Annotated in this window: 24 protein-coding genes; 16 read left to right on the top strand and 8 right to left on the bottom strand. The window is 71.0% G+C overall.

Translation table 11 applies throughout. The features are described from left to right. Positions 1-77: 77 nt before the first annotated feature. Entirely contained in the window at positions 78-530 is a 453-nt protein-coding gene (locus ACQUST_RS06090; protein ID WP_435126304.1) for a chemotaxis protein CheW, read from the bottom strand. A gap of 102 nt (positions 531-632) precedes the next feature. On the opposite strand from ACQUST_RS06090, the gene ACQUST_RS06085 reads away from it, so the two are divergent. Genes ACQUST_RS06085 through ACQUST_RS06065 form a run of 5 tightly spaced genes read left to right on the top strand, consistent with a single transcriptional unit; the run spans position 633 to position 6,931 of the window. After that, the gene (locus tag ACQUST_RS06085; RefSeq protein WP_435126300.1) at positions 633-1,742 is read left to right on the top strand and encodes a protein-glutamate methylesterase/protein-glutamine glutaminase; all 1,110 of its coding nucleotides are present in this window, start codon (positions 633-635) and stop codon (positions 1,740-1,742) included. Next, positions 1,742-4,015, top strand: coding sequence for an ATP-binding protein (locus ACQUST_RS06080; RefSeq protein ID WP_435126297.1), 2,274 nt, complete (start codon positions 1,742-1,744; stop codon positions 4,013-4,015). The genes ACQUST_RS06085 and ACQUST_RS06080 overlap by 1 nt, the downstream gene beginning before the upstream one ends. Further along, the gene (locus ACQUST_RS06075; RefSeq protein WP_435126294.1) at positions 4,012-4,824 is read left to right on the top strand and encodes a CheR family methyltransferase; all 813 of its coding nucleotides are present in this window, start codon (positions 4,012-4,014) and stop codon (positions 4,822-4,824) included. Before ACQUST_RS06080 ends, ACQUST_RS06075 begins: the two co-directional genes overlap by 4 nt. Continuing rightward, positions 4,824-6,047: a HEAT repeat domain-containing protein gene (locus ACQUST_RS06070; protein WP_435126291.1), complete on the top strand. Its 1,224-nt coding sequence runs from the start codon at positions 4,824-4,826 to the stop codon at positions 6,045-6,047. The genes ACQUST_RS06075 and ACQUST_RS06070 overlap by 1 nt, the downstream gene beginning before the upstream one ends. Further along, complete coding sequence (locus tag ACQUST_RS06065; RefSeq protein ID WP_435126289.1) at positions 6,044-6,931, top strand: CheF family chemotaxis protein; 888 nt, start codon at positions 6,044-6,046, stop codon at positions 6,929-6,931. Before ACQUST_RS06070 ends, ACQUST_RS06065 begins: the two co-directional genes overlap by 4 nt. Positions 6,932-7,088: 157 nt before the next feature. On the opposite strand, the gene ACQUST_RS06060 is transcribed toward ACQUST_RS06065, so the two are convergent. Genes ACQUST_RS06060 through ACQUST_RS06050 form a run of 3 tightly spaced genes read right to left on the bottom strand, consistent with a single transcriptional unit; the run spans position 7,089 to position 9,682 of the window. After that, on the bottom strand, positions 7,089-7,955 hold the full coding sequence (locus tag ACQUST_RS06060) for a CheF family chemotaxis protein (protein WP_435126287.1): 867 nt from the start codon (positions 7,953-7,955) through the stop codon (positions 7,089-7,091). Between the two features lie 45 nt (positions 7,956-8,000). Further along, positions 8,001-9,197 (bottom strand): cation:proton antiporter, encoded by a 1,197-nt coding sequence (locus ACQUST_RS06055; protein ID WP_435126284.1) that lies wholly within the window; start codon positions 9,195-9,197, stop codon positions 8,001-8,003. Next, entirely contained in the window at positions 9,197-9,682 is a 486-nt protein-coding gene (locus ACQUST_RS06050; protein ID WP_435126282.1) for a cation:proton antiporter regulatory subunit, read from the bottom strand. The genes ACQUST_RS06055 and ACQUST_RS06050 overlap by 1 nt, the downstream gene beginning before the upstream one ends. 164 nt (positions 9,683-9,846) lie before the next feature. Here ACQUST_RS06050 and hisA point away from each other — a divergent pair, with 164 nt between their 5' ends. Continuing rightward, positions 9,847-10,569 carry a 1-(5-phosphoribosyl)-5-[(5-phosphoribosylamino)methylideneamino]imidazole-4-carboxamide isomerase gene (gene hisA / locus ACQUST_RS06045; protein ID WP_435128139.1) on the top strand — a complete coding sequence of 241 codons (723 nt, stop codon included), beginning with the start codon at positions 9,847-9,849 and terminating at the stop codon, positions 10,567-10,569. Between the two features lie 167 nt (positions 10,570-10,736). Continuing rightward, positions 10,737-11,327, top strand: a complete 591-nt coding sequence (gene hisB, locus ACQUST_RS06040; protein ID WP_435126279.1) for an imidazoleglycerol-phosphate dehydratase HisB — start codon at positions 10,737-10,739, stop codon at positions 11,325-11,327. 124 nt (positions 11,328-11,451) lie between these two features. Here hisB and ACQUST_RS06035 read toward each other — a convergent pair whose 3' ends face one another. Continuing rightward, positions 11,452-12,276 (bottom strand): hypothetical protein, encoded by an 825-nt coding sequence (locus ACQUST_RS06035; RefSeq protein ID WP_435126276.1) that lies wholly within the window; start codon positions 12,274-12,276, stop codon positions 11,452-11,454. Between the two features lie 169 nt (positions 12,277-12,445). Between ACQUST_RS06035 and ACQUST_RS06030 the strand changes: the two genes are divergently transcribed. The 6 genes from ACQUST_RS06030 (at position 12,446) to ACQUST_RS06005 (ending at position 17,874) form a co-directional block, all read left to right on the top strand. After that, positions 12,446-12,946 (top strand): amino acid-binding protein, encoded by a 501-nt coding sequence (locus ACQUST_RS06030; RefSeq protein ID WP_435126274.1) that lies wholly within the window; start codon positions 12,446-12,448, stop codon positions 12,944-12,946. A gap of 54 nt (positions 12,947-13,000) precedes the next feature. Further along, positions 13,001-13,525, top strand: a complete 525-nt coding sequence (locus tag ACQUST_RS06025) for a hypothetical protein (protein ID WP_435126271.1) — start codon at positions 13,001-13,003, stop codon at positions 13,523-13,525. Positions 13,526-13,554: 29 nt separating this feature from the next. After that, the gene (locus tag ACQUST_RS06020) at positions 13,555-14,178 is read left to right on the top strand and encodes an IMPACT family protein (RefSeq protein ID WP_435126268.1); all 624 of its coding nucleotides are present in this window, start codon (positions 13,555-13,557) and stop codon (positions 14,176-14,178) included. 96 nt (positions 14,179-14,274) lie between these two features. Next, a complete protein-coding gene (locus tag ACQUST_RS06015) occupies positions 14,275-15,414 on the top strand; it encodes an NAD(P)/FAD-dependent oxidoreductase (RefSeq protein WP_435126265.1) in 1,140 nt (379 codons plus the stop codon). A 78-nt stretch (positions 15,415-15,492) separates the two neighbouring features. Continuing rightward, complete coding sequence (locus ACQUST_RS06010) at positions 15,493-17,598, top strand: S9 family peptidase (RefSeq protein WP_435126262.1); 2,106 nt, start codon at positions 15,493-15,495, stop codon at positions 17,596-17,598. Between the two features lie 96 nt (positions 17,599-17,694). Then, positions 17,695-17,874 (top strand): hypothetical protein, encoded by a 180-nt coding sequence (locus ACQUST_RS06005; RefSeq protein ID WP_435126259.1) that lies wholly within the window; start codon positions 17,695-17,697, stop codon positions 17,872-17,874. A 6-nt stretch (positions 17,875-17,880) separates the two neighbouring features. On the opposite strand, the gene ACQUST_RS06000 is transcribed toward ACQUST_RS06005, so the two are convergent. After that, positions 17,881-18,081: a DUF7569 family protein gene (locus ACQUST_RS06000; protein ID WP_435126257.1), complete on the bottom strand. Its 201-nt coding sequence runs from the start codon at positions 18,079-18,081 to the stop codon at positions 17,881-17,883. A gap of 311 nt (positions 18,082-18,392) precedes the next feature. After that, entirely contained in the window at positions 18,393-19,070 is a 678-nt protein-coding gene (gene upp / locus ACQUST_RS05995; protein WP_435126254.1) for a uracil phosphoribosyltransferase, read from the bottom strand. 204 nt (positions 19,071-19,274) lie between these two features. Between upp and mdh the strand changes: the two genes are divergently transcribed. After that, the gene (gene mdh / locus ACQUST_RS05990) at positions 19,275-20,189 is read left to right on the top strand and encodes a malate dehydrogenase (protein ID WP_435126251.1); all 915 of its coding nucleotides are present in this window, start codon (positions 19,275-19,277) and stop codon (positions 20,187-20,189) included. A 106-nt stretch (positions 20,190-20,295) separates the two neighbouring features. Further along, the gene (locus ACQUST_RS05985; protein ID WP_435126249.1) at positions 20,296-21,291 is read left to right on the top strand and encodes a CPBP family intramembrane glutamic endopeptidase; all 996 of its coding nucleotides are present in this window, start codon (positions 20,296-20,298) and stop codon (positions 21,289-21,291) included. 122 nt (positions 21,292-21,413) lie between these two features. On the opposite strand, the gene ACQUST_RS05980 is transcribed toward ACQUST_RS05985, so the two are convergent. After that, positions 21,414-23,147, bottom strand: a complete 1,734-nt coding sequence (locus ACQUST_RS05980) for an excinuclease ABC subunit C (RefSeq protein ID WP_435126247.1) — start codon at positions 23,145-23,147, stop codon at positions 21,414-21,416. Between the two features lie 110 nt (positions 23,148-23,257). On the opposite strand from ACQUST_RS05980, the gene ACQUST_RS05975 reads away from it, so the two are divergent. Beyond that, positions 23,258-24,979 carry a methyl-accepting chemotaxis protein gene (locus ACQUST_RS05975; RefSeq protein ID WP_435126244.1) on the top strand — a complete coding sequence of 574 codons (1,722 nt, stop codon included), beginning with the start codon at positions 23,258-23,260 and terminating at the stop codon, positions 24,977-24,979. The last annotated feature ends 16 nt before the right edge of the window (positions 24,980-24,995 follow it).

Here is a 24,995-nt window from a genome sequence, read left to right as displayed (position 1 = left end):
TCGAACCGTCAGTGAAGCGGTGTCGAAGCGACACCGCGGAACTGGAATCGGAGTTTCGCCGGCGCGACGCGGCCGGGTTACTCGGTCTGCGGTTCGACCCAGACGACGAACCGGTCGTCGCCCTTGACGATGCCGCGGACGTCGTCGTCGCCGGCGGTCGTCGCCTCGTCGACCTGGTCGGCGGCGACGTCGCGGACCTGGAACACCTCGTCGACGACCCAGCCGACGGTGTTGCCGTCGTTGACCTCGTCCGGGTCGAACACGATGATTCGTTCGCGCGCGCCGCTCTCCGCGACGCCGAGCAGCGTCTTCGGGTCGATGATGGTCGTCGTCTTGCCGCGGAGGTCCATGACGCCCTCGACGTGCCGGGGCGAGTTCGGGATGGCCGTCAGGTCGGCCGCGTCGACGATCTCGTCGATGTACGCGATGTCGAGACAGTACGTTTCCTCGCCGAGGCCGAACTCGAGTACCTGCGTGACGTCCGCCTCCGCCGCCGCGTCGCCGTCAGATGTGCGTTGCGTGCTCGCCATACCCGATTCGGGCGGGTCGCCGACCTTAACCGTACTCCCCGAGGTATCACCGCTGAAATTCGGGACGGAGCCTTGAAGAACGGCGTGTTGGAAGCTGAAGCCATGACGCGACACGCCACGCGGCCCGGAGGGAGCGCACGCGGCGGCACCGCTGCGCCGCGGACGGTCGTCGTGGACGACTCCCGGTTCATGCGGGGACTCATCACGGACATCCTGGAGGCGGGCGGGGTGGACGTCGTCGGGGAAGCGAAAGACGGCACGGAGGTGCTGTCGGTCGTCCGCGACACCGACCCGGACGTCGTCACGATGGACGTCGAAATGCCGCAGATGGACGGCATCGAAGCCGTCGAGGAACTGATGCGCGAACACCCGACGCCGGTGTTGATGCTGTCGGCGTACACCGAAGACGGCGCCGAGGAGACGTTCGAAGCGCTCGACGCGGGCGCCGTCGACTTCTTCGCGAAGCCGGGCGGAGAGGTGTCGATGGGCGTCTCACGGCTCGAAGACCAGCTCGTGGACACGGTCCGGTCGGTCGCGGGCGCCGACATCTCGGGCGGCGGCGCGTCCACGACGACAGCGAGCCGGTCCGCGACCGGGACGACCGCGGCGTCGACCGCGACGTCGACGCACGACGTGGAGCCGAACACGACGGTCGTCATCGGCTCGTCGACCGGCGGACCGGACGCCGTCGAGCGCGTCCTCTCGGGGCTCCCGGGCGACGCCGACATCCGCGTCCTCGTCGTCCAGCACATGCCGGAGGCGTTCACGGGCCGGTTCGCCGAGCGGCTCGACGACGCCTGCGACCTCGACGTGTCGGAGGCGACCGACGGCGCCCGAATCGGCCGCGGCGAGGCGCTCGTCGCGCGCGGCGGCGCCCACATGGAGGTGTCGGACTACCGCGACGGCCGGCTCCGCGTGAAACTCGTCGACGAGGACCGCGGGCAGGGCGTCCGGCCGTCCGCGAACGTCACGATGGAGTCCGCGGCCGCGGTCATCGACGGTCCGCTCGTCGGCGTCATCCTCACCGGAATGGGGAGCGACGGCGCCGACGGCGTCGAGGCCATCAGCCGCGCCGGCGGCCGCGTCGTCGCGCAGGACGAACAGAGCTGCGTCGTCTACGGGATGCCGAAGCGCGCCGCCGAGACCGGCAGCGTCGACTCCGTGGTGCCGCTCGACGACGTCGCTGTCGGCATCGTCGGAGGTGAGCGCTGATGTCCGAAGCGCACATCCGGGCGTTCGTCCGCGAGTCCGAGGAGGGAATCACGGAGCTGAACAACTCGCTGCTCGCGCTCGAATCCGACCCGGACGACGCGGAGGCGATGGACGCCATCTTCCGGACCGCGCACACCCTGAAGGGGAACGCCGCGGCGATGGGGTTCGGCGACTTCTCCGGGCTCGCGCACGCGATGGAGGACCTGCTCGACGAGGTCCGCGACGGCGACATCGACGTGTCGCCGGAGCTCATGGACCTGCTGTTCGAGGGCGTCGACCTGCTCGACGAGATGCTCGGCGACATCGACGAGACCGGCGACACCGCCGTCGACCCGACCGACACCGAGGAGGCGCTCCGCACCCTCGCCGAGGACGGCCCCGAGGCGCTCGACGCCGACGTCGGCCAGGGCGACGGCGACGACGCAGACACGGAATCGGCGGCCGAATCGGAGTCGGCGACGACGGCGGACACGGACCTCGAATCGGAACCCAGCAGCGGCGACGCCGAGTCGGCCGGCGTCGACGTCGACGTCGACCACGGCATCGAGCCGGGAGACGACGAGGGCGTCTACCGCGGAACCGTCTCGCTCGGCGACACCGAGATGCCGGGCGTCGACGCGATGTTCGTGCTGGAGGCCGTCGAGGAGGCGTTCGGCGCCGTCGGCACGGACCCGGACCGCGACGCGGTCGAGGACGGCGACTACGACGACACGTTCGACGTGTACGTCCCGGCGACCACCGGCGACGCCGTCGCCGCCGGCCTCGACGCCGTCAGCCAGGTCGACGAGGTGTCCGTGGACGCGGTCGACCCGGCGCCCGGCGACGACGCTCCGGAATCCGCGGACGCCGGCAGCGACGCTGACAGCGACGACGCCGCCGGTGGCGACGAAGCCGCGGCGGGCAGTTCGACCGGCGAGCCCGCCGCCGACGCTTCCGACACCGCGGACGACGCGGAGGGCGACGCTGGAGACGCCGCGGACGGCGAAACCGGGGACTCCGGCGGGTCGAGCAGCTCCTCGGACACGATTTCGTCGGTCCGAGTGGACGTCGAGCAGCTCGACGACCTGTACGGGCTGGTCGAACAGCTCGTGACGAGCCGCATCAAGCTCCGCCGCGAGATGGAGACCGCCGGCATCGAGTCGGAGAACCTCGACGAGCTCGACAAGATCTCGTCGAACCTCCAGAACACCGTGATGGACATGCGGCTCATCCCGCTGTCGGCGGTCGTGGACACGTTCCCGCGGCTCGTCCGCGACCTGGCGCGCGACCAGGACAAGCAGGTGCAGTTCGACATCGACGGCCGCGACATCGAACTCGACCGCACTATCCTCACCGAGATCCGCGACCCGCTGGTGCACATCCTGCGGAACGCGGTCGACCACGGCATCGAGCCGCCCGCCGAGCGCGAGGCCGCCGGGAAGGACCCGGAGGGAACCATCGAGCTCCGGGCGAGCCGCGAACGCGACCACGTCACCATCGTCGTCGAGGACGACGGCGGCGGCATCGAGGCGGACGCGCTCCGCGAGAAGGCCGTCGAGAAGGGCGTGAAGACCCAGGCCGAAGTCGACGCGATGGACGACGCGGAGGCCCGCGACCTCGTGTTCCACCCCGGGTTCTCCACGAACGACGAAGTGACGGACGTGTCGGGCCGCGGCGTCGGCATGGACGTCGTCCGCACCACCGTCAAGCAGCTCGACGGCGCCGTCACGCTGGAGTCGACGCCCGGCGAAGGCACCCGGTTCGAGATTCGGCTGCCCGTGACGGTCGCCATCGTCCGCGTCATGTTCGTCGAGGTCGACGGCGTCGAGTACGGCGTCCCCATCAAGAACATCGCGGAGGTGTCCCGCGCCGGCGGCATCGACACGGCCCACGGAGACGAGGTCGTCCGGCACGACGACGACATCTACCCGGTCGTCCGGCTCGGCGACGTGCTCAGCGACTCCGCGAACGCGGCGTACGCCGACGGCGGCAGCGACCCGGACGACCCGGCCGCAGTCCCCGGCGACCGGGACGCGGACGGCTACGGCGGCGACGCCGGCAGCGCCGGCACCGACGCCGGCGGCGACGAGGACGACGGGATGCTGCTCCGAATCCGGGAGGAGAAGCGGCCGATCGCGCTGCACTGCGACGACGTGCTCCACCAGGAGGAGGTCGTCGTGAAGCCGCTCGAAGGCATCCTGTCGGGCATCCCGGGGCTGTCCGGGACGGCGGTGCTCGGCGACGGCGACGTCGTCACCATCCTCGACGTGGAGACGCTGGGGGAGCCGCGATGAGTTCCGTGGAGAACGACGGGCTGTCGCGGGTCATCCGCTACGTCGAAGACGAGGTGCCGTTCGAGCCGGGGTACTACAACGAGGCGTACCTGCAGCGCCGCATCGCCGCGCGGATGCAGCGGCGGAACGCCGACAGCCACGACGACTACCTCGGCGTCCTCCGCGGCGACGACGACGAGCGGCAGGCGCTGCTCGACGCGCTCACCATCAACGTCACCGGGTTCTTCCGCGACCCGGACATGTGGGCGGACCTCCGGCCGGTGGTGCAGGAACTCACCGCCGAGCAGCGGTCGGTGACGGCGTGGAGCGCGCCGTGCGCCGACGGCCGCGAGCCGTACTCGCTGGCGATGCTGGCGGCGGACGACCCGGACATCGACGACCGCAGCCTCGACATCTACGCCTGCGACATCAGCGAGGAGGCCATCGAGGCGGCGCGCACCGGCATCTACGAGACGACGCGCACCACCGACATCGGCGAGGAGCTCGGGCCGCTGACGAGCTACGAGCCGTACGTCGAACAGGAGGACGCGACGTTCCGCATCCGCGAGTCGCTGAAGCGGCGGGTCACGTTCGAGACGCACGACCTGATTCAGGACCGGCCGCGGACCGACGTCGACCTGCTGTTCTGCCGGAACCTGCTCATCTACATCGACGCGGCGTACAAGGAGCCGCTGTTCGAGACGCTGCAGACCGCGCTGCGGCCGGGCGGCTACCTCGTCGTCGGGAAGACCGAGACGGTGCCGCCCGGCTGCCGTGACGCGTTCGACGCCGTCGCGAAACGCAGCCGAATCTACCAGTACACGGGATAATGTCGCTGTACAAACTCGCCCGCGATAACGACATGGAGACGCTCACCGACAGAGCGAAAAACAGCGACAGCGCCGCTGTTCGCCGCCGCGCCGCGGAGATGCTCGGCGACGTCGGCGACCCGGGGGACGACCGGACCGTCGACGTCCTCATCCACCTCGCGCGCAACGACGACGACGACTCGGTGCGGGCGGCCGGCGTCGACGCGCTCGGCGACCTCGGCGACGGCTGCGTCGAGCGGCTGCTCGCCGAGGAGTTCGGCGTCGACCCGGCGGCGGCCGACTGGGCGGCGGTCCGGGCGTACGCGAAGGCGCTGCAGTCGTCGGTGCCGGAGTTCCGGATGGCGGCGGCGAACGCGCTCGGCGACCTCGGCGACTCGGACGCCGTGAAGCCGCTGGTCGGCGGGCTCGGCGACGATGACCCGCGGGTCCGCGAACGCGCCTGCTACGCGCTCGGCCAGATCGGCGACCCGCGGCCGGTCGGCAAACTGAAGCAGCGACTCGACGACGACCACGGCGCCGTGAAGGCCGCCGCCGCGGACGCGCTCGGCACCATCGCCTCCCAGCCGGCGCTGAGCGCGCTGGTCGACCTGCTGGACGACGACAACCCCAGCATCCGGCGCGTCGCCGCGAACGCGCTCGGGAACGCCTCCAGCGCGGAGCCGGTGCCGATGCTGGCGTCGGCGCTCGGCGACGAGCACGACACGGTGCGGCGGACCGCCGTGTTCTCCATCATCGAGCTGCTGTCGAACGCGCCGACGAAGCAGAGCCACGCCGTCCGCGACGCCGTCGTCTCCGAACTGAAGCAGGCCGACGACGAGACCGTGCTCGGGCCGCTCACCGAGATCCTCGAGGACGCCTCGCAGGCCCGTCAGCGACGGAACGCCGTCTGGTTTCTCGGGCGCGTCACCAGCGACGACCCGCCGGACGCCGTCGTGGACGCGCTCGTGGAGGCGCTCGGCGACGACGACAAGATGACGGCGCAGTTCGCCGCGACCAGCATCAGCAACCTCGACGGGCTGTACGTGGAGTCGACGCTTATCTCGCTGCTGCGCGACGACGAGGCGTCGACGGAGGCGCGCGCGAAGGCGGCGTACTCGCTCGGCGACGTCGGCGGGTCGCGGGCGAAGGAGGCGCTCGACCGAATCACGGACGAGGACGTCGAAAAGGAGGTGCGGAAGCGAGCGTTCGCCTCGCTGTCGAAACTCGGAGGTGCTAGACAATGACGGAGCAACGCAAAGAGCAGGAGCAAGAAGAGTACAAGGTGACGGACACCCGCGGCCGGTTCGCGCAGGCGATGAAGGGCGGCCGGAAGATCAACGACGTGTCGTGGACGAACGGCCGCATCATCCTGTCGAACAAGCGCATCGTCCTCGTCGGCAACGAGGGGAAACGCACCCTGTCGCTGTCGAAAGTCGAGGGGCTCGGCGGCCGCTACGACGCGAGCCAGGAGGTGGCGCGCGTCTCGAACTACGTCAGCCTCCGGTTCGACGACGAGGTGTTCCTGCTCACCACCGAGGACCACGAGGAGTTCCGGACGAACCTCTACCGGGCGTTCCTCGACCGGAAAGTCATCTTCGCGCGCCACCCCGCCGTCGAGGGCGGCGTCGTCCAGGACACCGAGTTCGAGCGCGCCCGCGTCAAAATCGAGGCGGACGGCGTCAGCGTCGCGCTCCAGAGCGGCGCGTTCGTCCGGCTCGAACTCGACGACATCGGGACGCTCGAAGAGGTGGAGCGCACCGTCTTCGACGAGAAGCGCGGCGTCATCGAAGCCGAACACACCGACGAGAACGGCACGTCCGTCCAGACGTACCTCTCCGGGGAGACGTGGCACGTCGCCGTCCTGAAGTCGTACCTGAAGCAGGGCCAACAGCAGAACCAGGGCGCCGTCGAACTCTCCGAGGCCGAGCGCGAAGTCCTGATGGCGCTGTACTCCGGCGTCTCCTCGTTCGAGGTCCCGAACTTCCTCGGGATGGACGTCGACCGCGTCGAGGAGACGTTCGAGCGGCTCATCGAACTCGACGTGCTCGAGGAGGTCCGGACGCGCCGGGAAGTGAACCTGATGCCGCGCGGCCGCAACATCGCCAGCGAGGCGATGAACGAACAGTAACGACGCCGCTATTTTCGAAGCGTACCGGCCGGAGCCGCAGGGACGACGCGAGGTGAAAAGCGTCGCCGGCGGCGGAACAGATCGGGTCGACGACGGCGGCTGACAGAACCAGGTCGTCGCGGCCGGCTGAACAGGAACCGCGGCTGCGGCGGCCGCGTCAGGTGTTGACGGATTCGAGGCGCTGGCCGACGACGACGCGGCCTTTCGCGGTGAGCGTCGTGCCGGACTCGGTGTCGGCGACGAGGCCGTCGTCGGCGAGGCCGTTGAGCAGCATCGTGAGCCGCTGGGGCTCCATGTCGATGACCGCCGACAGCGACACGGCTTCGCCCGCGGAGTAGATGGCGGTGAGCACCTCCAGTTCGGGCTCCTGCAGGTCGACGTCGTCGAGCTCCTCGCGGACGTCGGCGTACTTCAGGCGGATGTAGCGGCCGAGGATGTTGGTGAGCCGCGGGGAGTCGATGGACACCTCCGAGGTGACGGCGGTGCCGTCCGGGATGTGCCGGAACGAGATGACGGCGGTCTTCCCGCCGCCGATGTTGCGGTCCTCCCGTTCGACGTCGATGACGGCGCTCAGGTCGACCGTGAACGGCTCCGGGCAGTCCGCGAACGTCAGCGCGCCGCGGGTGACGTCCAGCGTCGCCCTCGCGGAGTCGGCGTCCGTGACCCGGCCGCCGACGCGCGCCGGGTGGCGGACGAGCGCGGGGGTGCCGTTGAGCAGCACCTTGAACAGCACCGTCGCGAACCGGTCGATGTTCTTGTCCTTCCCTTCGATGGCGGCGACGCGGCGCTCGTCGCCGGAGCGGTACGCGACGGTGACGGTGTCGTTGAAGTAGCCGGCCATCTCCGGCGGCACCTGCCCGACTTTCACGTCGAACACCTTCGAGAGCGGCACCGTCTCCTTGTGGTCGTCGGCCGCCAGCACCAGCCGGCGCTGGCTGAGGATGATGCGGCCGGTCGGCGGTTCCCCCCGAACGCCGGGGACGAAAAACCGGCCGATGAAGTCCGCGACGACCGACTCGGTCATACTCTTCGCTACACCCAGGAGGACTTGACAGTTTCGCCCCTCGATTCAGTTGTGATAGTCACCGACGCCCACGAAACGGCCGACGCGGTCAGCCTGGCTCATCCCGACGGTGCCGAGGAACGCCGTGAACAGCACGTAGCCGACGGCGAACGCCGGAACCGTCGCGGCGACGACCGGGTTCGGGGAGGCGGCGGCGAGCGCGGCGATGACGAGCGAGAACTCGCCGCGCGGCACCATCGCGAGCCCGACGCGGACGGCGCGCCGGTCGGAGAGCCCGTACAGCCGCCCGGCGAACGTGCCCGAGACGACCTTCGCGGGCACCGTGACCGCGACGGCGACGACGAGCGGAGCGGCGACGCCGATCACCAGCCACGGGTCGGTCCGGAGGCCGACCCACGCGAAGAAGACGGCGGCGACGGCGTCCCTGACCGGTGCGAGCGTCTCCGCGGCGCGGTCGTGCAGCGACGTGCCGCCGACGCCGACGCCGACGAAGAAGCCGGCGACGCCCTCGGAGGCGCCGACGGCGAGCGCGACGCCCGAGACGACGAGCGCGAGCGCGAGCACCCGGAGCACCAGCTCCTCGTCGTTGCCGCCGAACAGGTGGCCGACCCGGGGCGCGAGGAACTGCGCCGCGGCGGCGACGACGAGCAGGAACCCAACGGCGACGGCGATGGACGGCAGCGCCGTCGCCGGGTCGCCGCCGGCGACGAGCGCGGCGGCGAGCGCGAGGTAGACGGCGACGACGAGGTCTTCGGCGACGAGGACGCCGAGCACCGGCTCGGCTTCGGGGTCGGCGATCCAGCCGAGGTCGACGAGCGACTTCGTGATGACCGCCGACGAGGAGACGTAGACGACGCCGCCGAGCAGGAACGCCGCGACCGGCCCCCAGCCGAACAGGAGGCCGACGGCGACGCCGAGCGGGAAGTTCACCAGCAGGTCGACGCCGGCGGCGGCGGTGAGGCGGCGGCGCGCGGCGAGCAGCCGGTCGATGCTGAACTCCAGGCCGAGGAAGAACAGCAGCAGCACGACGCCGACCTCCGCGAGCAGCGTGACGCCCGCCGTCGGCTGGACGGCGAGCGACGGAGCGACCGCGCCGGCGACGTGCGGGCCGACGACGACGCCGGCGACGACGTACAGCGGCACCGACGGGAGGTCGACGCGGCGACCGACCGCGCCGGCGGCGGCGACGGCGGCGAACAGGACGCCGAGCGCGAGCAGGCCGCCGACTCCGGCGCCCGCCATCAGTCCAGCCTGTACTCGGCGGCGAACGCGTCCATCTGGTCGTCGGTGCCGACGACGATGACGGTGTCACCGTCCGTCAGCGTCGTGTCCGGGAACGGGTTCCGAATCGTCTCGTCGCCGCGCTGCACCGCGATGACGGTGACGCCCGTCCGCCCGCGGACGTCCGCGTCCTGCAGCGTCTGCCCGACGAGCGGCGAGTCCGCGGGCAGTTCGTGCCACTCGAGGAGCGTGTCGCCGCCAAGCACCGTCTCGGCGCCGGCGGACTGCACCGGCTGGAAGTACGCGCCCTCGAGGACGGTCCCGAACGTCCGCGCGAGTTCGTCCGGGAGTTCGAACAGCTTCTCGGCGTCCGCGTCCGCCGAGGCGCGGCGGAACACCTCGCGCTTCCCGGAGTTGTGCGTCACGACGACGAGCCTGGCGCCGTCGCTCAGCTCCAGTTCGTGTTTCTTCCCCACCCCCGGCAGATCCGACTCGTACACCGTCATCTGTCGTCGGACCGACGCGGCGCGCCGAGATAAGTGTGGGGCAGCGCCGCGACGGCGACCCCGAGACCGCCGAGCCGGGTCGACTCCCCGATTCCGGTCGATGCACCAGGTCCGTCGGGACCACGAACGTTTTGCCCGGCGCCGCTGACCACGGGGACATGAGCCTGTTTCCGGAGTTCGAGGTCATCCCGGCGGTCGACGTGAAAGACGGCGAAACCGTCCAGCTCGTGCAGGGGGAGCCGGGCACGGAGTCGCGGTACGGCGACCCGGTCGAGGTCGCACAGCGGTGGGTGGACGCGGGCGCGAAGACGCTGCACCTCGTCGACCTCGACGGGGCGTTCGTCGGCGAGCGGGCGAACGCGCCGGCGCTGGAGGCGGTCGTGGACGCCGTCGGCGACGACGTGGCGGTGCAGGTCGGCGGCGGCATCCGGTCGGTCGCGGACGCGACGTGGCTGCTGGAGTACGGCGTCGACCGCGTCATCCTCGGCACCGCCGCCGTCGAGAACCCCGACGTCGTCGAGGAGATATCGGCGGAGCACCCCGGCAGCGTCGTCGTCAGCCTCGACGCGAAAGACGGCGAGGTCGTCGTCTCCGGCTGGACCGAAGCCACCGGGCTGGACCCGGCCGAGGCGGCGGCGCGCTACGAGGACCTCGGCGCCGGCGCCATCCTGTTCACCGACGTCGACGTCGAGGGGCAACTGGAGGGCGTGAACCGCGACGCGGTCGCCGCGGTCGCCGACGCCGTCGACATCCCGGTCATCGCCTCCGGCGGCGTCGCGACGCTGTACGACATCGAGGAACTCCGGGACGCCGGCGCCGCCGCGGTCGTCGTCGGCACCGCGCTGTACGAGGGTCGGTTCACGCTGCAGGAGGCGATGGCGGTCTGACGCCGCGACAGGAGAGACGGCAGGGGAGACGGCGGAGGGGTGACACGGGCGACGCGGCGGCCGGACACGTCCGCGGTTCCAGGGCACCCACGGTTCCGCCACACCCGCGGTTCCGCCACACCCGCGGTTCCGCAACGGTCTTGTCGCGCGGCGTCGTCGGTCCGACGATGACCGAGCGCACGGCGGCCGTCAGCCGCGACACCGCGGAGACGACAGTCGAGGTCACGCTGACCGTCGACGGCGACGGCGACGCTGAGGTCGACACCGGCATCGGCTTCTTCGACCACATGCTGGAGGCGCTCGCCAAACACGGCCTGTTCGACCTGACGGTGCGGTGTGACGGCGACCTCGCGGTCGACGACCACCACACCGTCGAGGACGTCGCTATCGTGCTCGGCGAGGCGCTCGACGAGGCGCTCGGCGACAAGCGCGGCATCCGGCGGTACGCCGACCGGCGCGTCCCGCTGGACGAGGCCGTCGCGAACGTCGTCGTCGACGTCGCCGGCCGGCCGTACTTCGAGTTCCGCGGCGAGTTCTCACAGGCGCAGGTCGGCGGCTTCACCAGCGACATGGCGCGGCACTTCGCGTACTCGCTGGCGACGAACGCCGGCCTGACGCTGCACGCGGAGGTGGAGCGCGGCGTCAACGCCCACCACGAGGTCGAGGCGCTGTTCAAGGCGCTCGCCCGGGCGCTCGACGACGCGACGCGGCTCGACGACCGCCGCAGCGACACGCCGAGCACGAAAGGCGAACTGTAACAGGCGCCCGTCGCGGCCGTCACCGCCGCTACCGTTCACCAGAACCGTCGCCGCCGCGGCCGTCGCCGTCACCGCCGCTACCGTTCACCAGAACCGTCGCCGCCGCGGCCGCCGCCGCAGCGCCTCACGCCTTCGTGAGCGCGCCGTTCTCCTCGGCGAGCACGCCGCGGTCGACGGCGTAGTCGATGATGTCGTCGACATCGCGCGTGTCGAGTTCGTAGGCGCCGCTGGCGAGCTCGACGATTTCGGCGCGGTCGACCGGGAACTCGCGGTTGTTCAACAGCCGCATGACCTTCCGGAAGTTCGGCGGTTCGGCCCCGGCGCCGGCGGCCGAGTCGTCGTCGTCAGCGTCGTCGGCGCCGCCCGAGTCGGCGTCCGCGGCGGTCGGGTCGCCGGAACCGCGCGCCGCGTCCCCGGCCCCGTTCTCCGCGTCGGCGTCGCCGCCGCCGGCCTCGGTGACGAGGCTGTTGAGCGAGTCCCCGCCGTCGTCGAATCCGGCGTCGCCGCCGTCGTCGCCGCTGCGGGCCGCCGCCTGCGCGCCGTCCTCGCTGTCGACGCGGCCCGCCGGGTCGATGATGACGGCGTCGTCCGCCGGCGACAGTTTCCGGCCGCGTTCGGCGTCCGCGGGGCCGTCGTCGTCGCCGCCCGCGCCGCCTGCGTCTCCGCCCGCGTCGGGTCCAGGGGTGCGCTCCTGGCCGGCCGCGGCGTTGGCGTTGGCGTCGGCGTCGCCGCCGCCGGTTCTGACGTCGCCCGCGGCGGCGGTGTCGGCGGCGTCGTCGACGCCGAGGCGGTCGAGCAGCGGGCCGACGACGGTGTCGAGAGTGGCGCGGCAGTCGGCGCAGAGGACGACGCGGACCTGTTCGGCGGGCGCCGGGTCGAGTTCCTCCGGGACGACCTCGTAGGCGCCGGCGGCCGGCGCGCCGCAGAAGTCGCAGTCGAGTTCGCGCATGTCAGCCACGTCGGCGCGGGAGGCCAAGTGCCTTCCGTCGGACAGAGGTGTGACGCCCGACCGCGTCGACCCGGCGACCCGGCAGCGACGGAACACCGGCCCGGCGGCGACGCGGCGGCGACGGCGACACCGAACTGTTATGCCCAACCCTGTACACTGTGGGACACGGATGTTCGACGAAATCATGGGGAAGTTCGAGGGGTCGCCCGGTCAGCAGGCCGTCATCCGGCTGCTGTTGGAGCGGGGCTTCTCCGTGAACGAGGACGGCCGCGTCGTCTCCGGCGGCATCGAGATCCCGAACACCGGCATCGCGCGGGAGGCCGGCGTGGACCGCCGCGTCGTCGACACGACCACGACCGCGATTCTGGAGGACGACGAGCTACGCAGCATCTTCGAGAACATCACGTCCGTGCCGAGCCTGATGGACCTCGCGCCGGTGCTCGGGCTGACAGTGCTCACCGTCGAGGTGGGCGACCCGGACGCCGCCGGCATCGTCGCCGACATCACGGGGATGCTCGCGGACGCGGACATCTCGCTGCGGCAGGTGCTGTCGGACGACCCGGAGTTCGCCGACGACCCGAAGCTGTACGTCATCACCGACGAGCCGGTGCCGGGCGACCTGCTCGTCGAAATCCGGGAGCTGCCGTACGTCAAGAGCCTCGAATTCTGAGGCCGCGCGGACGGAACCGACGTGTTCTTCGCCGCCGAGTCCCGACGCCGAGCCATGAACGACCGCGCCGCGACCGTCCTCCGAATCATCGGCGTACAGGCCGCCGCCGTCGCCGCCGCCGTCCACCTGTTCGTCGGACTCCCGAAACTGGCGGTGTACCTGCCGCTGCTCTCGGCGGCCGACCCGCGCCCGTACCTGTTCGTCCCGTCGGCGGTGCTGCTCCTGGTGCTCGCGGCCGTCGTCGTCCGCGGCGCACACCACCGTCGGCTGTACGCGCTGACCGCCGGCGTCCTCGGGACGTACCTCGTCGGCTACTGCTGGTGGCACCTCACCGGCCACGGCGGCCTCTACTCCGGCCACGGCGTCGGGAACCCGGTCACCATCGTCGCCGGCCACCTCGCGACCGACGCGCTCGCGCTGGTGTCGTTCGCCGCGGAACTGGTCGGCGTCGCCGCGTTCCTCGCGCTGTTCGTCGGCGACCCGGAGGCGCAGCACGGCGCGAACAGCGCGAAGAGCGCGAACAGCAGGGACGGCGTGGACGACGTGGATGGCGCGGCGGAGTCCGCGCCGGACGAGTGACCTTTCAGCGCTGACGCCCAACGGCCGCCATGGAGTCGTACCGGACCGTCGCAGAGCGGGCGGCCGCCGAGTTCGTCGTGCAGGGCTCGGAGTTCATCGGCCACGTCGCCCCGGCGGACACCGTCGACGAAGCCGAGGCGTTCGTCGCCGCCGTCGAAGCCGAATACGACGACGCCACGCACAACGTCCCCGCCTACCGCGTCCCGGCCGGCGACGACGCGTCGACGGCGCCCGGAGACGTGCTGCTCCGCGAGTATTCGAGCGACGACGGCGAGCCGACCGGCTCCGCCGGGAAGCCGGCGCTGAACGTCCTCCAGCAGCGCGACCTCCGGAACCTCGTCGTCGTCGTCACGCGGTACTACGGCGGCACGAACCTCGGGGTCGGCGGCCTCGCGCGGGCGTACGCGAAAGCAGTGAAGGACGGCGTCGACGCCGCCGGCGTCGCCGAGGAGGTGCCGCACGAGCGGTTCGCGGTGACGACCGCCTACGACGACTCCGGGACGGTGCGCGGCATCCTGGAGTCGGCCGGCGTCGACTTCGACGCGGAGTACGACGCGGCCGTCGAGTTCAGGGTCCGCGCGCCCGTCGACGACGCGGCGGGCCTCCGCGACCGGCTTCGCAGCGCCACCAGCGGCCGCGTCGACATCGAGTAGCCCGCCGGCGACGACGCGACGAGCCCGCGGCGACGCGGTAGCGGCAACCGGGTCGGCGGGAGGTACGTTGACGGTGCCGGCGCCGAACCTCGACGTATGGATTCACCGAGCCGCGTCGCCGTCGTCGGCGGCGGCATCGTCGGGTCGTCGGTCGCGTACCACCTCGCCAGCGGCGGCGTCGACGCCGTGCTGTTCGACCGGGTGGACGAGGGCAGAGCGACCGACGCCGGCGCCGGCATCATCGCGCCGGCGACGAGCAGCCGAACCGGGTCGGAGCCGTGGTTCGAGTTCGCCGTCGACGCCGCGGCGTACTACCCGGAACTGGTCGACCGGCTCGAAACCGACGGCGCGACCGACCACGGCTACGCCGACTGCGACCTGCTGAGCGTCGCGTTCGACGACGACGAAGCCGAGCCGTTCGCGGACGCGAAACGGCGCTCCGAGCGGCGAGCCGAACAGTACGGCGCCCCCGAGCCCGGGTCGTTCGAGGAGATTTCGGTCGACCGAGCGCGCGAGCTGTTCCCGCCGCTCGGCGACGCCGACCGGGCGATGCTGTACCGCGACCAGGCGCGCGTCGACGGCCGCGAGTTCGCCGACGCGCTCCGCGCCGCCGGCGAGACGCACGGGCTCACCGTCGAACGCGCCGACGTGACGGCTATCAGAACCGACGGCGGCGCGGTCACCGGCGTCGACGTCGGCGGCGAGACCCGGGCGTTCGACGCGGTCGTCGTCGCCGGCGGCGCGTGGTCCGGCGAGTTCGCGGACGCGCTCCGCCTCGACATCCCCGTCGAGCCGCAGCGCGGCCAAATCGTCCACTTCGACGTCGACGACAACACCGCCGGCTGGCCGATTCTGACCGCGTTCCGCCACAAGTACCTCGTCCCGTGGCCGGACGGCCGCGTCGCCGTCGGCGCCACCCGCGAGGACGGCACCGGGTTCGCGCCGCACGCCACGCTGGAAGGACTCCACGACGTGTACGGCGAAGCGCTCCGCGTCGCCACCGGCCTCCGGGACGCGGAGCCGACCGACACCCGCGTCGGACTCCGGCCGGTCGCCGCGGACGGCCTGCCGCTCGTCGGCGCCGCGCCTGACGTCGACGGCGCGTACCTCGCCACCGGCCACGGCGCGACCGGACTGCAGCTCGGCCCGTACAGCGGACGCGTCGTCGCCGACCTCGTCCGCGGCGAGTCGCCGCCGACCGACCCGGCCGCGTTCGACCCGGCGCGGTTCGAGTGAATCGGCAGGAATCACCCGTACTGACCGCGGAGTTCCGGGTTCAGAACGCCTTTCCGCCGCGGCTTCGACCGCCGCGGTATGGAGCGAATTCAGGCTGCCGACTACCACGACATCGCGAAGCCCGGCGACCCGCGGCTCTCGCCGGACGGAGAGCGCGTCGCATTCGTGCGGACGGTGCCGGACGGCGACGAGGAGTACGAGTCGACGGTGTACGCCGTGCCGGCCGACGGCAGCGACGACGCGCGGCGGCTGACGCTCGAAGAAGGGAACGACGCCGAGCCGCGGTTCTCTCCGGACGGCGACCGGCTGGCGTTCACGTCGACGCGCGGCAAAGAAGACGACACCCAGCAGCTCTGGCTGCTCCCGCTGGCCGGCGGGGAGGCCGAGCAGGTGACGGACGTCGTCGGCGGCGTGAGCAACGTCGAGTGGAGCCCGGACGGCTCCCGAATCGCGTTCACGCAGTCGGTGACCGACGACGACCGCGACGCCGACCGCGACCTGGAGGTTCCGGACGAGTACGAATCCGAAGAGCCGGACCCGCGGGTCATCGACCGCACCGTCTACCGGTCCGCCGAGCACTACTTCGACGGGAAGCGCTCGCAGGTGTACGTCCTCGACGTCGACGACGGCGACGTGACGCGCGTCACCGACGGCGACCACGACCACGTGTCGCCGACGTGGGGCGACGAGTCGACGCTGTACTTCGCCGCGGACAAGGTCGGCGACGACCCCGACGACGACCTGCGGTACGACATCGTCGCCTACGACACCGACACCGGGGAGGCCGAGGACGTCCACCGGTCGTCCGGCTGGGGCGCCGCGCTCGCCGCGGCCGGCGACCGAATCGCCTACCTGTACACCGCCGAGGAGCAGGCGAGCATCCAGCCGACCGAGCTCCACGTGTACGACCGCGAAACCGGGGAGACGTACGACGTGACCGAGACGCTCGACCGGACGCTCGGCTTCGAGGCGCGTCCGCAGTGGGGGCCGGACGGCGAGACGCTGTACTTCACGACGCCTGACCGGGGCGCGACGGCGCTGTGGTCCGCGCCGGGCGACGCGAGCGAACCGCCGGCGAAGGAGTACCGCGGCGGCGAAATCAGCGGCGGCCACGTCGGCGAGTCCGCGGCGGTGCTCGCGAAAAGCGAGTGGGACCACCCCGGCGACGTGTTCGTGCTCACCGGCGAGGACGCCCTCGGTGACGAGGAGCAGCGGCTCACCGAGCTGAACGCCGACTACCTCGACGACGTCGAGGTGCGCGAGCCGGAGGCGCTGCACTTCGAGTCGGACCAGGGCGACGTCGACGGCTGGGTGTTGACGCCGCCGGGGTTCGACGAGGACGGCGACGAGCAGTACCCGCTGGCGGTCGAAGTCCACGGCGGCCCGCACGCGATGTGGACGACGTCCGGGACGATGTGGCACGAGTTCCAGACGCTCGCGGCGCGCGGCTACGTCGTCTTCTGGTCGAACCCGCGCGGCTCCACCGGCTACGGCGAACAGTTCATGCAGGCCATCGAGCGCGACTGGGGCGACGTGACGCTCACGGACGTGCAGGCCGGCGCCGAAACCGTCGCCGCCCGCGACTACGTCGACGAGTCGAACGTGTTCCTCACCGGCGGCTCCTTCGGCGGGTTCATGACGTCGTGGACGGTCGGGCAGACCGACTACTACCGCGCCGCCGTCTCCCAGCGCGGCGTCTACGACTTCACCGGCTTCTACGGGTCGACCGACAGCGCCTACAAGCTCGTCGAAGGCGACTACGACACGACCCCGTGGGAGGAGCCGGAGTTCCTCTGGGAGCAGTCGCCGGTGGCGCACGCCGACGGCGTGACGACGCCGACGCTCGTCATCCACTCGGACCAGGACTACCGGACGCCAGCGAACACGGCGGAGCTGTTCCACCGCATCCTGCGGAAACAGGGCGTCGACACGCGGATGGTCCGGTATCCGCGCGAAGGCCACGAGCTGTCGCGCTCGGGCGAACCGGCGCACATCGTCGACCGCATCGAACGCATCGTCCGGTGGTTCGACGGCTACTCCGAGTACCACGACGCGGAACGCGCACTCGACCGGCCGGAGAACGACGGACTCAGCGCGGGCGACGACGAGGACGGCGAGGAGAGCGACGCAGACGGAAACGGCGACAGCGACGATGCGGGCGGTGACCGCAGCGGCGACGAGTAGACCGAGGGACGACACGGCCGAATCGGGGGGAGGAGCGCCTCTCGGACGCCGTCTGCGTCGCGACTTCTTTGCGGCTGCGGGACGTACGTGACGGCGATGGCAACCACCGCCTGCGCGTACTGCGGCTGTGACGTGACGGCACACGACCCCGTCTACGTCCGAGAAGCCGACGACGACCCGGACGAGGAGACGCCGTTCTGCAACTACGGCTGCCTCGCGGCCCACGTCGACGCGGAGGGGCTGGCCGTCGGAACGACCTGCTCCGTCGAGCCGTAGCGCCGCTCAGTCGACGATGATGTCGTCCTCGTCGACGGTGACGCCGGTCTCCGACTGCATCTTCTCGGCGTAGCGTTCGATCCAGTCGGCGAAGCAGCTCGGGCAGAGCCGCTGCTCGTCGACGTTCGACCGGTCGACCGACAGCCGCACCGTGCGGGCGAGCGCGTCCTCGACGTCGTCGCCGCAGGCGTCACAGGAATCGGCCATGGCTCACCGGTGCGTCAGCCAGGGATATAGGCGTTGCCTCGGGCCGGGTGCGGCACGGCGGCGTCACCGGTGCCGTCGGGCGAGTAGTGGGCGGACAGGCGGCACTGGTCGCCGCGGCGGGACGTGCCGCACACCCGCTGCCCCCGCCGCGACCGCAGTCAGGTCACGGCGGCGCTGGTGCCGTCATGGTTCAAAAAGCCGTGGCGCCGCTCGCGGACGGAATTGTCGAGATTGGCGAGCAGCGAGACGGAAAGCGGTGAGCGGTGGACGGTGACCGGCGAGCGACGAGCGGCGAGCAGCGGGCGCGGGCGCTACTGCGTTCGAAAGGCGCGGTCGCCGGCGTCGCCGAGTCCGGGGACGATGAAGCCGTCGTCGTCGAGTTCGTCGTCGATGGCGACAGTGAGCAGGTCGGCCTCCGGGAACTCGCTGTCGACGCGGAGCAGCCCGGTCGGCGCCGACACCGCCGACAGGACGAACAGGTGTTCGGGCGTCGCGTTCTGGTCGAGGACGTGGTCGAGCACCGCGCACATCGTCGACCCGGTCGCGAGCATCGGGTCGGCGACGATGACGGTGTCGGTCGGCGCGATGTCCGGGAGTTTGGTGTAGTCGATTTCGATGGGGAAGGTGCCGTCCTCGGCCATCCCGGCTTCCTCGTTTCGGCCGGCGGAGATGACGCCCTGTTTGGCGCGCGGGAACGCCTTCAACAGCCCCTCGACGAACGGCGTCGCGGCGCGCAGAACGTTGATGATGACGACGTCGTCGAGCCCCTTGACGCGCTCGCCGGTGGTTTCGGCGAGCGGCGTCTGAATCGACACGAACTCGGTCTCCATCGCGCCGTCGATGATTTCGTAGCCGCAGATGCGGCCGAGTTTGACGAGCCCCTTCCGGAACGCGACCTGCTCGGTCTCGACGTCTCGGAGCTTCGACAGGGTGTCCTTGGCGAGCGCGTGCGTGATGAGTTTCGCGTCCCCCCGGTCCTCGATGGGCATGGCTTACCCTGAATGGGGGACGTGCGGGCTGATAAACCCCGGTCAATCCGCGCAGCCGACCCGTCCTCCGTCGCTGCCGCGGAGGCCGAGAGAGTTGAACGCGGACCAGAATACGACAGTCGACGAATAGAGATACGTCGTCTGCGTGGCGTAGTCGCGGGTTCCGAAACGCTTACCCGAATTTCGACCCCGGGTTTACGTGGTATGACGAAGGTTAGCATCGTCGGTGCGGCCGGAACGGTCGGGGCCGCCGCCGGCTACAACCTGGCGCTCCGGGACGTCGCGGACGAACTCGTGTTCGTCGACATCCCCGACATGGAGGAGAAAACCGTCGGGCAGGCCGCGGACACGAACCACGGCATCGCCTACGACTCGAACACGCGCGTCCGGCAGGGTGACTACTCTGCGACCGAGGGGTCGGACGTCGTGGTGATCACGGCCGGAATCCCGCGGAAGGAGGGGCAGACCCGCATCGACCTCGCGGGGGACAACGCCCCGATCATGGCCGACATCGGCGAGTCGCTCGCCGAGTACAACGACGACTTCGTTTCGGTGACGACGTCGAACCCGGTCGACCTGCTGAACCGCCACCTGTACGAAGCCGGTGACCGCGACCGCCACACGGTCGTCGGCTTCGGCGGCCGACTCGACTCCGCGCGGTTCCGGTACGTGCTCTCCGAGCGCTTCGACGTCCCCGTCAAGAACGTCGAGGCGACGATTCTCGGCGAGCACGGCGACGCGCAGGTCCCGGTGTTCTCGAAGGTCCGCGTCGACGGCCGCGACCCGTCGTTCGACGCCGACGAGAAAGAGGAGATACTGGGCGACCTCCAGGAGTCCGCGATGGACGTCATCAGCCGGAAAGGCGCGACCCAGTGGGGGCCGGCGACCGGCGTCGCCCACATGGTCGAAGCCATCCTGCGGGACACCGGCGAAGTGCTTCCGGGGTCGGTCGTCCTCGACGGCGAGTTCGGCTACGAGGACACCGCCTTCGGCGTCCCCGTCAAACTCGGCTCGAACGGCGTCGAGGAAGTCGTGGAGTGGGACCTCGACGACTACGAAGCCGACCTGATGGACGAAGCCGCCGAGAAGCTCTCCGAGCAGTACGACAAAATCTCCTGACTCCGCGCCGCGACCTCGCCACCGCCTTCGGCCGTCTTCGGTTTCCTCCTCGTTTTCGCTCGACGCAGCCGATAGAATCACGTCGGTTCGCTGTCACGGGTGCGGCATGGAGGACGTCGACACCCGCCGCGTCTCGGTGTTCCTCGCCGTGACGTTCGCCGTCTCGTGGGCGACCGCAGCCGTCATCTACGCGACCGGCGGCCTCACCGACAGCGCGACGCTCGTCGGGCCGCTGACCGTTTCCGCGGTGCTGCTGCCGACTGGCTACATGTTCGGCCCCGCCGTCGGAAACGTCGTCACTCGAATCGCGACGAACGAAGGCTGGACCGAGTTGCTGCTCGACCCGAACCCGGAGGGGAACCTCCGGACGTACGCCGCGATGTGGCTCGCTCCCGCGGTGCTGACGCTGCTCGGCGCGGCCCTGTTTTTCGCCGCGTTCCCGTCGACGTTCGACCCGTCGATGCAGGGGTACGCCGCCGCGCTCGCCGAGGCCGGCGCGACGAGTATCGACCCGGCGCTGCTCGTCGCAATCCAGGTCGTCGCCGCGGTGACGGTCGCGCCGCTGCTCAACGGGCTGTTCGCGTTCGGCGAGGAGTTCGGCTGGCGGGCGTACCTGCTCCCGAAACTGCTCCCGCTCGGCGTCCGCGAGGCGGTGCTGCTCCACGGCGTCGTCTGGGGCGTCTGGCACTGGCCGCTCATCGCGATGGGAGACGAGTACGGCTTCGGCTACCCCGGATTCCCGTGGACGGGGTTCCTCGTGTTCCTGCCGTTCACGGTGTCGCTCGGCGTCATCTTCGCCTGGGCGACGTTCCGGGTCGAGTCAGTGTGGCCGGCCGCCGTCGGGCACGGCGCGGTCAACGCCATCGCGCCGCTCGCCGCCGTGTTCGTCGCCGGCGACCCGAACCCGCTGCTCGGCCCGCTCCCGGTCGGCATCGTCGCCTGCGCCCCGTTCATCGCCACCGCGGCGTGGCTGCTGGCCCGGAGCGACCTGCTCGACCCCGCGACGGCGACACCGCTCGTCGACGACGCCGCCGATGCCGATACCGGCGTCGCCGCCGACGACGCCGACCCAGTCGCTTCGGACGACGGTGACGCCACCTGACTCCGCGAAGATTCAAATAGGGGGACGCGGCCAGCGTCGCCGTGACCTGACAGTCGCCGCGGAGCGACCAGCGGGTGTGCGGCGCACCGCTCCGCGTCCGAGGCCGCGCCGCCTGCCAGCCATCACAGCCGCGCCTTGAGCGCCTGCGCCGTCTTCTCGCCGACGCCCGGGACGTCCGTCAGGTCCGCCTCCGTCGCCGCCCGGACGTTCTCGACGCTGCCGAACCGCCGGAGGAGCCGCCGGCGCGTCTCCGGCCCGATTCCCGGGACGTCGTCGAGCACCGTCGAGACGTCGTCCCGGAGCGTCTGGTGGTACTGCACGGCGAACCGGTGGGCCTCGTCGCGGACGCGCTGCAGGACGTGAAGCTGCGGCGCGTCCTCCGGCCAATCGAAGACGCGGTCAGGCGTGATTACGAGTTCGTCCTCCTTGGCAAGCGCAACCGTCGGGACGTCCCAGCCGACTTCGCGGAGCGCGTCCCGAGCGGCGCCGAGCTGTCCGTCGCCGCCGTCGACGAGCAGCAGGTCCGGATCCGGTCGGTCGTCGCGACCCTCGACGGCGCGCACCGCTCGCCACCGAATCAGGTCGCGCATGTTCCCGTAGTCGTCGTTGCGGTCGGCGAGCTTCTTCCGCCGATAGTCCGCCTTCTCGGCGGCGCCGTCCACGAAACAGACGTCGGAGCCGACGACCTGTTTCCCCTGCGCGTGGCTCACGTCGAACCCCTCGATGCGCTCCGGCCGGGGGATGCCGAGCGCGTCGCCGAGCGCCGCGAGGCCGTCCTCGCGGGCCGGCCCGCTTCTCGCGTTCTTCAGCGCGAGCTCGACGAGCTTCGCCTCCCGACCGGCGCCGGGGACGCGGACCGCGACGTCCTCGGCGCGGAGCCACGCGAGCACATCGTCGTCAGCGGGGCGCTCAGAGAGCAGGACGGCGTCCGGGAGTTCCCGTTCGGCGTAGTACTGCACGAGGAACGCGGCGAGCACCTCCGCTACCCGGTCTTCGGCGTCCGGCGCTTCGAGGACGTGGCGGGTGCGGTCGACGAGCTGGCCGCGTTCGCTGTGCAGCCGAGCGACCACCGCCGAATCACCCTCCACGGCGGCGCCGAGGACGTCGACCGCGCGCTCGTCGCCGCGGCTCGACACGGCCTCCTCGCCGGCGCCGTGGAACGACTCGACGGCGTCGAGTTTATCCCGAAGGTTCGCCGCCCGCTCGTACTCCTGCTGCTGTGCGGCCTCGCCCATCGCGCGGCGCAGCGGGTCCGCGAGCACCCCGGTCTCGCCCTCGAAGAACCGAGTCGCGGATTCGACGTCCGCTCGGTAGGCGGACTCGGCTATTTCGCCGGTACAGGGCGCCGAGCACAGCCCCATCTCGTAGTCGAGACACGGGCGGTCGCGGCCGCTGTACTTGTGGTCCGAGCAGCCGCGGAGCCCGTACGTCTCCCGGAGCGCCTTCACGACGGTTTCGACGCGGCCCTTGTCCGTGAACGGCCCGAACACGGTCGCGCCCTCCTCCGGGTCGCGCGTCACCTGAATCCGCGGGACGGCGTGGTCAGTCAACTGGACGAGCGGGTACGACTTGTCGTCTTTCAGCCGGACGTTGAACCGGGGGTTGTGCCGCTTGATGAGGTTCGCTTCGAGCAGCAGCGCCTGCGTTTCCGTGTCGGTGACCGCGAAGTCGAGCGCGTCGGCCCGCTGCACCATCCGGGCGACGCGGGCGCTCCGCGGGTCTGCGTACGACCGCACCCGGTCGCGGAGGTCCAGCGCCTTCCCGACGTACAGCACGGCGTCGCCCTCGTGGAACTGGTAGACGCCGGGCTCACGCGGGAACGCCGCTGCCCGGTCACGGACGGCGCTCGCGTCCATGTGTCTCCGTGGGTGCTCGGCGCGCTTGAGGGTGACGCGTCGGGCGCCGGAGTATCACATCTGAGTATTTGAAGGAAACGTATAGGGGGAATGGTTGGGCGGGTTCCAGTATGCGTACTTGGCTCAGGCGGCTCGGGGAGAAACTCGTCGGGTCGCAGACCGACCCGGTTCCGGACGGTGGGGTCACGGTGCAGGACAGCAGCGACCCCGCCGAGATGCCGACCGCAGAGGAGAAGTCGGAAGAACTGAACGTCGACGACGACCTCCTGCTCGACGGCGTCGGCTCGCCGGTGTTCATGATCGACGCGGACGGTGAAATCGTTGCCTGGAACAACCCGATAGAGGACCTCACGGGCGTCTCCGCCGACGACGCAGTCGGCCACGAACACGCCAGCGAGATGTTCTACCCCGACGGCCGGCGGGCGAAGACGCTCGCCGACAAGGTGCTCGAAGCGCCCCAGACCGCGGACAAGGAGTTCGGGGTGTCCGTCGAGGACCGCGAGCAGAACCTCTACTGCGACGAGAGCGTGATGACCGACCGTCACGGCGAGGACCGCCACATCTACTTCACGGCGATGCCGCTGTACGAGGACGGCGACGTGGTCGCGGTCATCGAGACGGTTCGCGACCGGACCGAACAGCAGCGCCGGCAGGAGGCCGTCGAATCACTGGTCACCGAGTTGCAGTCCACGATGCAGTCGCTCATGGACGGCGAACTGTCGGCCCGCGCCGACTTCGACCACGAGAACGACCTGCTCGACGACCGGCTCCTCACCGTCGTCGAGGAGGTGAACGACCTCGGCCGGGAGTTCCAGGAGATGACTCGCGGCGTGGACGACCGGACGGAGCACCTGCGTGAGTCCGTGGACGAAGCCGTCGACGCCGCCGGCGACATCTCCGAGAACGTCGGCGAGCAGAACGAGCTGCTCACCGAAGCCGTCTCGGAGATGCAGACGTTCTCCGCGTCGATGGAGGAGGTCGCCGCGACCGCAGAGGAGGTCGACACGGCCGCCGACCAGGCGCGCGACGCCGCCAACGAGGGGCTCGACGCCTCCGAGGACGCCCGCGAAGCCACGGAGGAAGTGACCGAAATCGGCGAGGAGCTCGTCGAGTCCGTGACGGACCTCGGCGACCGGATGGACGACATCGAGGCGGTCGTCGAGGTCATCTCGGACGTCGCAGAGCAGACGAACCTGCTCGCGCTGAACGCGAACATCGAGGCGGCGCGCGCCGGCAAGGACGGCGACGGCTTCGCAGTGGTCGCCGAGGAGGTCAAGACCCTCGCCGACGAGACCCGTCAGCACACCGAACAGATCACGGGGAACATCAGCGAACTCCAGAACCAGACCGACTCGACGGTCGTCGCCGCCGAGCAGAGTCACCAGCAGATCGACCACGCGGCCGACCAGATCGACGACGTACTGGAGGCGTTCGAGGACATCGCGGCGTCCATCGATCAGGCCGCCGACGGCATCACCGAGGTGTCGCGGGCGACCGACGACCAGGCCGCGACCGTCGAGGAGCTGACCGCCACCATCGAGGACGTCCGGGACCGGTCCGGCGAGACCGAGGCGGCGGCGGACCGCATCGTCGCGGCGACGGACGAGCAGACGGAGGCCATCGACGCGCTCTCCGATCGGGTCAGAGAGCTGCGCGGCCGCGACTCGGGCGTCCAGACGGACGGCGGCGTGAACCGCGGCGAGTCGCCGTTCCGGACGGACGGCGGCATCGCCCGCCGCAGCGGCGTGGAAGCCGACTCCGAGCCGGACGACGGCGCCGGCGGCGTCGCCGACAGCGACACCGGCGGCTTCGAGTTCGGCGCGGACCGCTGAGCCACGCGGACGCCGC

This window comes from Halobaculum sp. D14, from assembly GCF_051195135.1.
In the GTDB taxonomy this organism is placed as follows: domain Archaea; phylum Halobacteriota; class Halobacteria; order Halobacteriales; family Haloferacaceae; genus JBNTKA01.
Note: the sequence above shows the minus strand (reverse complement) of the source record. Positions and strands in the feature narration are given on the sequence as shown.

What these genes read in the sequence shown, in the direction of transcription:
- mdh (WP_435126251.1), top strand. Translation starts at nt 19,275, where the DNA reads ATGACGAAGGTTAGCATCGTCGGTGCGGCCGGAACGGTCGGGGCCGCC.
- ACQUST_RS06060 (WP_435126287.1), bottom strand. Translation starts at nt 7,955, where the DNA reads ATGACCGAGTCGGTCGTCGCGGACTTCATCGGCCGGTTTTTCGTCCCC.
- ACQUST_RS05985 (WP_435126249.1), top strand. Translation starts at nt 20,296, where the DNA reads ATGGAGGACGTCGACACCCGCCGCGTCTCGGTGTTCCTCGCCGTGACG.
- ACQUST_RS06050 (WP_435126282.1), bottom strand. Translation starts at nt 9,682, where the DNA reads ATGACGGTGTACGAGTCGGATCTGCCGGGGGTGGGGAAGAAACACGAA.
- hisB (WP_435126279.1), top strand. Translation starts at nt 10,737, where the DNA reads ATGACCGAGCGCACGGCGGCCGTCAGCCGCGACACCGCGGAGACGACA.
- ACQUST_RS06000 (WP_435126257.1), bottom strand. Translation starts at nt 18,081, where the DNA reads ATGGCCGATTCCTGTGACGCCTGCGGCGACGACGTCGAGGACGCGCTC.
- ACQUST_RS06010 (WP_435126262.1), top strand. Translation starts at nt 15,493, where the DNA reads ATGGAGCGAATTCAGGCTGCCGACTACCACGACATCGCGAAGCCCGGC.
- ACQUST_RS06055 (WP_435126284.1), bottom strand. Translation starts at nt 9,197, where the DNA reads ATGGCGGGCGCCGGAGTCGGCGGCCTGCTCGCGCTCGGCGTCCTGTTC.
- ACQUST_RS06075 (WP_435126294.1), top strand. Translation starts at nt 4,012, where the DNA reads ATGAGTTCCGTGGAGAACGACGGGCTGTCGCGGGTCATCCGCTACGTC.
- ACQUST_RS06080 (WP_435126297.1), top strand. Translation starts at nt 1,742, where the DNA reads ATGTCCGAAGCGCACATCCGGGCGTTCGTCCGCGAGTCCGAGGAGGGA.
- ACQUST_RS06065 (WP_435126289.1), top strand. Translation starts at nt 6,044, where the DNA reads ATGACGGAGCAACGCAAAGAGCAGGAGCAAGAAGAGTACAAGGTGACG.
- ACQUST_RS06015 (WP_435126265.1), top strand. Translation starts at nt 14,275, where the DNA reads ATGGATTCACCGAGCCGCGTCGCCGTCGTCGGCGGCGGCATCGTCGGG.
- ACQUST_RS06020 (WP_435126268.1), top strand. Translation starts at nt 13,555, where the DNA reads ATGGAGTCGTACCGGACCGTCGCAGAGCGGGCGGCCGCCGAGTTCGTC.
- ACQUST_RS06005 (WP_435126259.1), top strand. Translation starts at nt 17,695, where the DNA reads ATGGCAACCACCGCCTGCGCGTACTGCGGCTGTGACGTGACGGCACAC.
- ACQUST_RS05975 (WP_435126244.1), top strand. Translation starts at nt 23,258, where the DNA reads ATGCGTACTTGGCTCAGGCGGCTCGGGGAGAAACTCGTCGGGTCGCAG.
- ACQUST_RS06025 (WP_435126271.1), top strand. Translation starts at nt 13,001, where the DNA reads ATGAACGACCGCGCCGCGACCGTCCTCCGAATCATCGGCGTACAGGCC.
- ACQUST_RS06070 (WP_435126291.1), top strand. Translation starts at nt 4,824, where the DNA reads ATGTCGCTGTACAAACTCGCCCGCGATAACGACATGGAGACGCTCACC.
- ACQUST_RS06035 (WP_435126276.1), bottom strand. Translation starts at nt 12,276, where the DNA reads ATGCGCGAACTCGACTGCGACTTCTGCGGCGCGCCGGCCGCCGGCGCC.
- ACQUST_RS05980 (WP_435126247.1), bottom strand. Translation starts at nt 23,147, where the DNA reads ATGGACGCGAGCGCCGTCCGTGACCGGGCAGCGGCGTTCCCGCGTGAG.
- ACQUST_RS06085 (WP_435126300.1), top strand. Translation starts at nt 633, where the DNA reads ATGACGCGACACGCCACGCGGCCCGGAGGGAGCGCACGCGGCGGCACC.
- ACQUST_RS06030 (WP_435126274.1), top strand. Translation starts at nt 12,446, where the DNA reads ATGTTCGACGAAATCATGGGGAAGTTCGAGGGGTCGCCCGGTCAGCAG.
- upp (WP_435126254.1), bottom strand. Translation starts at nt 19,070, where the DNA reads ATGCCCATCGAGGACCGGGGGGACGCGAAACTCATCACGCACGCGCTC.
- ACQUST_RS06090 (WP_435126304.1), bottom strand. Translation starts at nt 530, where the DNA reads ATGGCGAGCACGCAACGCACATCTGACGGCGACGCGGCGGCGGAGGCG.